Consider the following 9,514-nt stretch of genomic DNA (forward strand, 5'->3'; position numbering starts at 1 on the left):
CCCACAGGTCAGTCCCCCAGAGATGTACGGCGGGCGGCGAGAAGGGCCTGGACCCCGGAGGCGACGGGCGCCTCCACCGGCACGGCGGACGCGGTCGCTCCGGCAGATCCGGTCCCGGCCTTGATGCCTGCGGCCGTGCGGGCCGTGCGGGTTCCGGGGGAGAGTGCGGGCCCGGGCACGGGCGTCCCCGGGCCCGAACCGAGCGTTACCAGGGCACGGGTATCCGACGGGCGCACCGGCCGCACGGGCCGGCCACGCAGCAGACCCGCGCCGGGCGCGGACAGCAGCATCACCACGCTGGCCGCGGCAGCCAGCGGATTGCGGCCGTCGATGTGCAGATGCCGCAGCGCGAAGGCCGCGCCGAACGGCACACCGGCCAGGACCGCCAGGTCCGCCACGCCGTGCCCGCCCCACACCGGCCGCGCCAGCACCAGGACCACGACCGAGACGACCATCGTCCCCAGCTGCGTCACCGTGTACGGCCCGCCGGCCAGCCGCAGGTTCCGGCCGCCGCCACCCGGCACTACCCCCACGACCACGGGGGAGCGGCGCGCCCTGGTGTAGCAGCGCCCGACCAGGACGTCCTCGTCCTCGGGCGCGCTCACCGGTCGCCCTTCTGGACCGCCGGGGTGCTGTCGTAGTGGGTGACGTCCTCGGTCGCCTTGTCCTTCAGGGTGTCCATGTTGGCCGACAGGCCCCACACGACCGTGGCCAGGATGACGGCCATGATCGTCGGCCCCGGGGCCTTCGTCTTCCAGCCGACGACCATGACGAAGATCCCGCACAGCACCGGGATGCCCACAGTGAAGATCAGCGCCTTGAAGTCGTTGCCCAGGCCGGTGCCGGTGGTGATCCAGCCGGCGGCGAGTACGGCGTTGTGCATGACGAACTCCTCGAACAAAGAGACCAGAGAGGGGAATGGGGAGGAGAGGAGAAGGGGGAGGGTCAGGACGTGGTGGCAGGCCCGGACGGGGCAGGGTCGAGTGCTTCAGACGGGGCACCGTCCAGCGAGGCGATCTCCCACCGCCCCGCCCGGGAACTGAGCGTCAACGCGTACGTCAGCGGCACCCGCACCCCGTCGTGACCGGTCGCCCGCAGCACCACCAGCAGCCGCGCGCGCACACCGTCCGCCGGCACCGCACCGGCACCCTCACCGCCGCGCTCACCCTCCACCGCCAACTGGTCGACCACCACCGCCGTGTACGGCACCGGGGCCACCGCCTCCAGACGCACCCCCGGCGCCAGATACCGGTCCAGCTCACCGGCCCCCGTCAGATACGACGCCAGGAACGCCGCCACCGCCTGCGTCCGCGCATCGCCCGGCAGCGCCGGGCGCACCGGCCCATACACCAATACCGGCGCCTGCGCCCGGGGCGGCGCCGACACCTCCGCCGGCATCGCCAGCGCCACGTAGCCCATCACGCCGCCGCCCGAAGGAACCGCCGCCACCGGCACCTGGAAGTAGTGCACCGCCGCCGCCGAAGCGACCGCCGCCTCCACCTTCGGATCGCGCCGCCCATCAGCGGACGGCGCCGCCCCCGGCGACCCGATGGCCCCCGTGATGCGGGCGGCCACCGTCACCGACCACACATCCCGGTCCGTCTGCCGCAACCGCACCACCGCCAGCTGCTCACCGCTGCGCCGCCCCGGCGTCCCCTCCAGGCGCAGGCCGGAGGCCGCCGGGAAGTAGGCGGCGAGCCGGGCCTGGTCGCCGTCCCCGGCCGAGATGAACGCGGCGACGAACAGCTGGGCGAAACCCGCCGCGCCCTGCGACCCCGTGGCCGGCAAACCGGGCTGGGCCTGCGGGCGGCCCGCCGCCGTCGGCGCCGGCATCGAGAACCAGGCGGCCACGCCGAGTACCGGGCCGAGGAGCAGCAGACACCAGGCGGCCCAGCGGACGAGGACCACAGAGTTCGCCCGCGCGCCCGTGGACCAGCCGCCAGCCTCGACACCCCCGTCCTTGGCGTCGCCGTCCTCGGCCACCGCGGTACCGAGATGCTCTTCGGCCAGCGTGGGGCTGTGCTTCGACAGGAACCTCACGACGCGCCTCCGCCCGGGCGGAGGCGGTTGCCGCACAGCTCGGCGCTCCTGCGCCGCAGCTGCTCCTTGAGACGTCGGCGAAGGACGCTCAGCGAAGTCAGGACCCCGGAGGCGTCCCCGGTGAGGAAGGCGTGCAGGCGCTGGTGGACATCGGTGTCGAAAGGGCGGTGGACGAGGGCAGCACCGAGCCCGACGAGCAGCCGGTGAGCGCGGGTGACGCGTTCCTCGTCGATGTCGAGCTCTTGGGCCCGAAGGCCATGGGGCCTGGTCATCGTCGTCTCCAGAGGAGAAGAGGGGCGGGGTCAGCAGAAGGTGAGGGAGCGGTAGACGCCGTCGGCCCGGCAGGCCCCGTCGGCGGTGGCCGCGGTGGCGGCGAGGTGCGTTACCAGGTCCCAGGCGTCGAGCGTCCACGTGTGGTCGTCGCCGAGAAGCTGGGCGCAGTCGGAGAGCAGGCCCGAGACGGATTCCAGTGCGGCGACCGGCCCGCTCTCGGCGAGCACGGCCCGGGCGGCCTCGTAGCGCTGGCGGTACCAGTACGGCGGCGCCGGCCACGGCGGCGGTGTGTTCGCGGGCGTGAGGGCAGGCGGGGGAACGGCCTGCCGCCGCCACAGCACCGGGTCCGCCACCGTGCGGGGACGGCGCACCGCGCGGAGGGTGCGTGCGGCAAGAGGGACCGGCCACAGCAGCGTCACCGCCGTCCAGACAAGGACGGCGGCCACGGCCGCAAGGGCGCCGTCCCCGATCTCGTGCCGGCGGATGCCGCCGCCGATCCCGGTCGACGCCACGTAGATCCAGCCCGTCACGACATAGGCGAGCGCCCCGAGCACGAGCAGGCGCGTGGTGGTGTCGAGCCCGACGGTGAAGGCGGGGAGCAGAGAGGACACAGATGTCTCCAGACAGGAAGGAGGGGCAGGGCCGGGACGGGTCAGCCGACGGGCCGCAGCGAGGCCCTGAGGGCGTGCACGGCGCGCGAGCGGCGGCGCTGCCAGGCGCCCGCGGTCGTTCCGGCGGCCGCAGCGGCCCGGGCGTCCGGCACGGGCGAAACCGTGTAGTGCCAGGCGATGGCCCGCGCGTCGGCCGGGCACAGGACACCGGACTCGATGGCGTTGACCAGCAGCCCCAGAAGTTCGAGGCGGCCGCGGTCCGGCTCCTCGTCAGATGCCAGACCCGCGGCGTGGGCGGCGGCGCGCACGGTCGAGGCATAGGCGTGCTCGTACGGGCCGGGACCGCTGCAGGTCTGCTCCTTGGCTCCGAACACGTCGGCGTCGAGCGAATCCCGATCGGCACCGAGCTCGCGGCACGCGCGCTTGAGAGCGTCGAGCATGAGGTTGGCGGCGGGACGGCCAGGCCGCGCGTGGATGCGGCCGGACACCACGGTCTCGAACAGCGCGGCGACGACCACCTGGGCGACGTCCTCGAAGCAACGGCCGCCGAACGACCGCACCTGGCTCCGGGTCAGACGCACGGCTGCGGGCACCATCGTCTGCAGCACGACGCGAGCGGCGAGCACCGCCGCACCGCCGCCCCCACTCGCGCGCCGAAGGAGCGCACGCAGCACCCCGTCGGACAGGCTGTCACCGAACCCGGGCCTGCCCGCCGGCCCCAGGACGGCAAGGACATGCTCCGGACCGAGATCCGATACCCAGACATCACAGGCCGCGGCGATGCCGGGCCCCGATTGGTCGGCCGCCAGCCAGCCGGCCACAACGGCGCGCACGGAGCCGTCGGAACACAGCAGTGCCCATTCGGCATCCAGGCGGTCGAAGAGCCCCGGGGAAAACGATGGGGGAGTCATGGCACCTCCGTCTCGGATCGATGCCTGAACTCTCCTCACACCCGCTTGCCCACCGGCTTGCCCGTTCTACGAAAAGCGCAGGCCACGGGCTTGCCCGCTGCGACGGTCAACCTGGGCAAGCCGCCAGCAGCCTCGGGCAAGCCCCGCTTGCCCGGCCCCGCGGTACCCCGGATCAAGTACGGCGTCCCCACGCGACAGCGTGTCCGCTGTCCCAGGCCGGCCGTGGTTACGCCCTGCACCATCATCGAACCCAGTAGCCAGGCCCTGGCCCTGGAAGATCACCGGCGCCCGTAACGGCGAACGGGCAGTCGGCCGGCGAGCAGGCGACCAAGATGAGGCGCTCATCGCAGCCCTTGCTGGCCTCTGCGCCATGGCGGACAGGACCGCATGCACTTCCTCAGCTGGCGCGTCAGTACTGCCCATCCGGAGCCTGATAATGCTTCACCCGGTAGAGAAGCGAGTCTCGTGTTCGAGTGCTTCCACGGGGTATCGAACCGTTGTCTGAGCCGGGGACTGGGAAGTTGCACCGAGAGCAGCACCGGGCGTTGCAGCCCTGTGATTGCACTCGGACAGGTCTCTGCAGGTCAGAGCCCTTGGGCAAGCGGACCATGGCAACGACACCTCTTTCTCGCGATAGCCGAGGAAGAGCCAGGTCTGACGGAACGTGCCTTGCTGGAACCCGCATGCGATCTTTCCTGCCCGCCACCTCCAGGCCGTCGATCCTCCAGCGTGCAACCGGGAGGAGAGTCAGGCCGTCGGCAGGTCGAATTCCCCGGCCAGCGAACACCCGCTCGCGCGGGGAGGAGACCTACACCGCAATGCCGGTGGCCGCGATGACCGGCCGACCCTCGCTCGCGCGGGGACGACTTCGGCCCCGACCCCGTCGGCGCACCAAGTGGCGGCTGACCCCGCGTTCGCGGGGACGACTCAGCCTGGGCGAGTTCGGCGAGGAAGCTCTCTGCTCCCCGCGGTCGCGAGGCGGAACGTGGCTCGACGACCTGACGGACAACTGGCTGGCGGCCGACCCCCGCTCGCGCGGGAAAAGGACCGAAGGCGCGACATCTCCTCGGCGACCATCGGCTGACCCCCGCGCTCGCGGGGACGACCGGCCCACTCGGCTGCGGTTCGGCTCACGCCTTGGCTGACCCCCGCGGGCGCGGGGAGGAGAGCCCGGGGGCGGCGGCCTTGGCGATGATCGCCAGCTGACCCCCGCAGGCGCGGGGAGGAGTGCCGCAGCCGGAGGAGGGGCCCGCGACCAACCGGCTGACCCCCGCGCTTGCGGGGACGATGCCCGGAATGAAGACGGCCCGGACCTGACCGACGGCTGACTCCCGTAGGCGCGGAGCGGCGGGTCTCGACCGGTATCGCGGACTGACCCCGAGCTCGCGGGGACGACCTCCAGCTCCTGGCGCTGTTCGCCGACGTCGACGGCTGGCCCGCCGCGGGCGCGGGGAGGAGACCAAGGCGCTGCCCGGGCTCCTGGCCGAGGGCGGCTGACCCCCGCCGGCGCGGGGAGGAGTCGACCGGCCGCCGAGGGACCTCCCCTCTTCTCGGCGGACCCCCGCTCGCGCGGGGAAGAGGACGTCGTCGTCCCGGCCAGCCCCAGCAGCGGCGGACCCCCGCTCGTGCGGGGAAGAGTCCACGACCCCGCCCCGATCACGCACCGCCCGCGGCGGACCCCCGCTCGCGCCGGGAGGACCTGTACGGCTGGCGCGCCGAGGACATATGGCGCGGCGGACCCTCGCGGGCGCGGGGACGACTCGCTCTCCGCCGGCCGTGCACCTCCAAGTGCGGCTGACCCCCGCGCTCGCGGGGACGACAAGGTGACGACTGCGCGGCGGGGTGCACCGTGCGGTTGACCCCCGCGCCAGCGGGGACGACCATGTCCTTCCCATCCCGCCCCGTTCCCAGTGCGGCTGACCCCCGCGCTCGCGGGGACGACAGGAGCTGCATCAGGAGTGGGATACGGCACACCGGCTGACCCCCGCGCTCGCGGGGACGACTCGAACCGGCAGAACCTGGACGACTCGATCGGCGGCTGACCCCCGCGCTCGCGGGGACGACTTGGTCTTCTTGCCGTCTTTGACCTTGTAGACCGGCTGACCCCCGCGCTCGCGGGGACGACCACCGCTCGGACGTGGTCGAGTTCCGCGCGACCGGCTGACCCCCGCGCTCGCGGGGACGACGTCGGGCCGTTCCGCATCCCCGTCGGCTGACCCCCGCGCTCGCGGGGACGACCGGTGGTGGTCGAGGGTGCTGAGGATCTTCTCCGGCTGACCCCCGCGCTCGCGGGGACGACCTGGCCCAGTTGCTGACCGATCTGGTGAAGAACGGCTGACCCCCGCTCGCGCGGGAAGGAGGCACCTGAAGTCCAACGGGGCGGAGGCCTCCCCGGCTGACCCCCGCGCTCGCGGGGAGGAGCGCCCCGCCGCGCGACCAGAGCGCGATGGACTCGGCTGACCCCCGCGGGCGCGGGGAGGAGTCGCCGGTCACGGTGGTGGCGCTGACGGCGGGCGGCTGACCCCCGCGGGCGCGGGGAGGAGTGAACCGGAACCGTCCCGCTCTGCCCGGCCGACGGCTGACCCCCGCGGGCGCGGGGAGGAGGCCATGAAGGCGGCACGGGTCTCCTCCATCCGCGGCTGACCCCCGCGGGCGCGGGGAGGAGGGTGGACCTCACCGAGCCGCCGTACCGCGACGCGGCTGACCCCCGCGGGCGCGGGGAGGAGGCGTCCAGGGCGTCGTTCGCGAGGTCCTTGACCGGCTGACCCCCGCGGGCGCGGGGAGGAGGCTCCCAGGCCTTCTCCCAGACGGGCGACATCCGGCTGACCCCCGCGGGCGCGGGGAGGAGGGATCCATCGGCCTGATGTCCTTGAGCCGGACCGGCTGACCCCCGCGGGCGCGGGGAGGAGGTCTTGGCGTCCCGTTTGTCGTCCTTACCGGTCGGCTGACCCCCGCGGGCGCGGGGAGGAGGTCTTGGCGTCCCGTTTGTCGTCCTTACCGGTCGGCTGACCCCCGCGGGCGCGGGGAGGAGGGTATGTCGGGACCCCGGCCGCCGGGAATCTCCGGCTGACCCCCGCGGGCGCGGGGAGGAGGCCAACACCAGCGTCACCGCCAACACCCGAATCGGCTGACCCCCGCGGGCGCGGGGAGGAGTCGGGCGGGGGGTCATCTGGTGCTCCTGGGTGCGGCTGACCCGCGGGCGCGGGGACGACCCGGTCACCGTGCCGTGTTCGAACGTGGTGGGCGGCTGACCCCCGCGCTCGCGGGGACGACCTGTCCGGGCCGGTGCACGAGCTCCACCCCGCCGGCTGACCCCCGCGCTCGCGGGGACGACGACCTCGGGAGCGACCATCCCCGCTACCAGGGCGGCTGACCCCCGCGCTCGCGGGGACGACCTCGGTAGCGAGGTTCCTGGGTAGTCATCCTTCGGCTGACCCCCGCGCTCGCGGGGACGACGAAGCCGCCTGACGGGGCGCGATGTCCTTGATCGGCTGACCCCCGCGCTCGCGGGGACGACGCCCTGGCGGATCTGGACGAAGCGTTGGAGCGCGGCTGACCCCCGCGCTCGCGGGGACGACCAGGCGGTGCGCAGCCCGTCCGTCGAGAAGGCCGGCTGACCCCCGCGCTCGCGGGGACGACGCGCTTCTTCGCCATCAGGCGGCCTCCTCCATCGGCTGACCCCCGCGCTCGCGGGGACGACTGGTGGGGGTCGGTGGCCTTCGTCGGCTTCTCCGGCTGACCCCCGCGCTCGCGGGGACGACGCGGTCTTGGCGTCCGTGCTGGCCCGGTCGTCCGGCTGACCCCCGCGCTCGCGGGGACGACACGACGGCCTGGAAGATGCCGCCGTGCCGCACCGGCTGACCCCCGCGCTCGCGGGGACGACCCCTTGCCCAGGCGCTCGGCCAGCTTCCACGCCGGCTGACCCCCGCGCTCGCGGGGACGACTCTTTCTGGCCTGCGGCGTAGCGGGGGCTTTGCTGTTTCTTGACTGTGCTGTAGGTCGGCTGGGTGTGCTGTTGTGGTGTCAAGGAGCGGGTCTCATCGTGTCACGCTGCGGCTGTAGTTCGGCGCGAGACGGGGACAATCAGAGCCGGTAGAGCCAGCCAGGACGACCCCGGTGCTGCCTGGCCCCCTGCCGGTGCAAGGAGAGGTCGGTAGCCAGTCCAACGGCGACGGCCTGTACGGCTGGCCCCCGCGGACGCGGGGAGGATTAGGTACGGGTGCCGTCGTCGCCCCAGTCCGCCGGCTGACCCCCACGAGCACGGGGAGGAGCTCTCCGTGTCGACCACAGCCGGGTCGAACGCCGGGGGACCCTCGCGGGCGCGGGAAGGAGCCCAGCCAGAAGATCGAAACCACGACGTACTACGGCTGACCCCCGCGCCTGCAGGGAGGAGCGGATCCTTGTTGACGCCTACCGCGAACGCGGCGGCTGACCCCCGCGCTTGCGGGGAGGAGGCCTCGGCCAACTCTGTGCCGAGACGGATCCGCGGCTGACCCCCGCGCCTGCGGGGAGGAGCGACCACCAGCGGCGGTGGAGCAGTTGCCTTGCGGCTGACCCCTGCGGGCGCCGGGAGGAGCAGGTCACGCTGCGGTGCGTAGGCCATGGCTACGGCTGACCCCCGCGGGCGCGGGGAGGAGCGGTAGGTCAGCGCCATGGGTCAGTTTCCGTCCGGCTGACCCCCGCGGGCGCGGGGAGGAGTACCTCGACCGCTGGGCCCCGCGGTTCAACCTCGGCTGACCCCCGCGGGCGCGGGGAGGAGGCGCGCGGAAGGAGAGCACCGATGAGCAGTAACGGCTGACCCCCGCGGGCGCGGGGAGGAGCCGAAAGGGATGTCGGGGGCACTGGCCGGCGCCGGCTGACCCCCGCGGGCGCGGGGAGGAGCGCCTCGACTGCGCCGACCATGGCCGCGACTGCGGCTGACCCCCGCGGGCGCGGGGAGGAGCGGTCGTGCCACGGGTCCAGGTACGCGCCGGCCGGCTGACCCCCGCGGGCGCGGGGAGGAGCGGTCGTGCCACGGGTCCAGGTACGCGCCGGCCGGCTGACCCCCGCGGGCGCGGGGAGGAGGACCTCGTTCTCCCGGACGCCGACGCGCAGAACGGCTGACCCCCGCGGGCGCGGGGAGGAGCCAGCGGGCTGCGGTGGCGGGGTCGGGATCGGCGGCTGACCCCCGCGGGCGCGGGGAGGAGCTGTCGCCAGAGGTGACCTGCGACTACGCCACCGGCTGACCCCCGCGGGCGCGGGGAGGAGCCGGGGGCGCCGATCCACTCGCGCCGCTCGGACGGCTGACCCCCGCGGGCGCGGGGAGGAGCTCCTCGGCCTGCTCGGCCGCGGCCACGGCGGCGGCTGACCCCCGCGGGCGCGGGGAGGAGGCTGGAGAGGTGGCCCTGGAGGCCGTCCACGGCGGCTGACCCCCGCGGGCGCGGGGAGGAGGAAGGGAAAGGAAGGGAAGCGACGGACAGTTACGGCTGACCCCCGCGGGCGCGGGGAGGAGGCGGCCCTCGCCGGGGATCCACCGCAGCCGGACGGCTGACCCCCGCGGGCGCGGGGAGGAGGACTCGCCGCTCACCAGCCCGGCGGAGCGGAACGGCTGACCCCCGCGGGCGCGGGGAGGAGGAAGGGAAAGGAAGGGAAGCGACGGACAGTTACGGCTGACCCCCGCGGGCGCGGGGAGGAGGCGGC

6 protein-coding genes and 2 CRISPR repeat arrays are annotated in these 9,514 nt (G+C 74.2%); all 6 genes read right to left on the bottom strand.

What is annotated here, in order from left to right:
• Nucleotides 1–8 precede the first annotated feature (8 nt).
• The 6 genes from ACFVSN_RS30620 to ACFVSN_RS30645 all read right to left on the bottom strand — a co-directional run bounded on the left by ACFVSN_RS30620 (nt 9) and on the right by ACFVSN_RS30645 (nt 3,835).
• Nucleotides 9–605 carry a hypothetical protein gene (locus ACFVSN_RS30620; protein WP_387956945.1) on the bottom strand — a complete coding sequence of 199 codons (597 nt, stop codon included), beginning with the start codon at nt 603–605 and terminating at the stop codon, nt 9–11.
• Nucleotides 602–883, bottom strand: coding sequence for a hypothetical protein (locus tag ACFVSN_RS30625; RefSeq protein ID WP_387594211.1), 282 nt, complete (start codon nt 881–883; stop codon nt 602–604). Before ACFVSN_RS30625 ends, ACFVSN_RS30620 begins: the two co-directional genes overlap by 4 nt.
• 62 nt (nt 884–945) lie before the next feature.
• On the bottom strand, nt 946–2,040 hold the full coding sequence (locus tag ACFVSN_RS30630; protein ID WP_387956946.1) for a conjugal transfer protein: 1,095 nt from the start codon (nt 2,038–2,040) through the stop codon (nt 946–948).
• Nucleotides 2,037–2,312 carry a hypothetical protein gene (locus ACFVSN_RS30635; protein WP_387956947.1) on the bottom strand — a complete coding sequence of 92 codons (276 nt, stop codon included), beginning with the start codon at nt 2,310–2,312 and terminating at the stop codon, nt 2,037–2,039. The genes ACFVSN_RS30630 and ACFVSN_RS30635 overlap by 4 nt, the downstream gene beginning before the upstream one ends.
• Nucleotides 2,313–2,342: 30 nt before the next feature.
• The gene (locus ACFVSN_RS30640; protein WP_387956948.1) at nt 2,343–2,924 is read right to left on the bottom strand and encodes a hypothetical protein; all 582 of its coding nucleotides are present in this window, start codon (nt 2,922–2,924) and stop codon (nt 2,343–2,345) included.
• A gap of 41 nt (nt 2,925–2,965) precedes the next feature.
• Complete coding sequence (locus tag ACFVSN_RS30645) at nt 2,966–3,835, bottom strand: hypothetical protein (RefSeq protein ID WP_387956949.1); 870 nt, start codon at nt 3,833–3,835, stop codon at nt 2,966–2,968.
• 1,429 nt (nt 3,836–5,264) lie between these two features.
• Nucleotides 5,265–7,775: a CRISPR direct-repeat array (repeat unit 29 nt; unit sequence CGGCTGACCCCCGCGCTCGCGGGGACGAC).
• Between the two features lie 241 nt (nt 7,776–8,016).
• Nucleotides 8,017–9,509: direct repeats of the CRISPR family, unit length 29 nt; unit sequence CGGCTGACCCCCGCGGGCGCGGGGAGGAG.
• Nucleotides 9,510–9,514: the final 5 nt, after the last annotated feature.

This window comes from Kitasatospora sp. NPDC057904 (assembly GCF_042887925.1).
Classification (GTDB): Bacteria; Actinomycetota; Actinomycetes; order Streptomycetales; family Streptomycetaceae; genus Kitasatospora.

Coding starts and splice junctions, on each gene's coding strand:
- ACFVSN_RS30625 (WP_387594211.1), bottom strand. CDS start 883: ATGCACAACGCCGTACTCGCCGCCGGCTGGATCACCACCGGCACCGGC.
- ACFVSN_RS30635 (WP_387956947.1), bottom strand. CDS start 2,312: ATGACCAGGCCCCATGGCCTTCGGGCCCAAGAGCTCGACATCGACGAG.
- ACFVSN_RS30645 (WP_387956949.1), bottom strand. CDS start 3,835: ATGACTCCCCCATCGTTTTCCCCGGGGCTCTTCGACCGCCTGGATGCC.